We start from the raw sequence: 285 nt of genomic DNA on the forward strand, positions 1-285 counted from the left end.
TTTGAGGAGAGGACGCAGCTTTTCACTTTCAAGACCGCTCGTCTTGGCGGCTACCGGTTTGACCTTCGCCTCGCCCGGGTGAGCGAAGATGCTGCCGGTGATGATGTCCGCCCGCGAGGGGCCGTCCTCGGCATAGCCGAGCGCCTGGCCTTCGTCTGGATCCGCACTCTTTCCTGGTGCGGCCGCCAATTGCTTGAACGGTTCGTCAGGCCGCGGTCTCGGCGTCGTCATGCGTGTTTCGGCGATGCTGATGCCGGCCGCTTCGGCCCTTTGCATCACATCGTC

General features: G+C 63.5%; 1 protein-coding gene. It reads right to left on the reverse strand.

Translation table 11 applies throughout. The features are described from left to right. A partial coding sequence (locus CH341_RS34855; protein WP_170149908.1) for a hypothetical protein occupies window positions 1-285 on the reverse strand: 285 nt, incomplete at both ends.

Source organism: Rhodoplanes roseus, assembly GCF_003258865.1.
Taxonomy (GTDB): domain Bacteria; phylum Pseudomonadota; class Alphaproteobacteria; order Rhizobiales; family Xanthobacteraceae; genus Rhodoplanes; species Rhodoplanes roseus.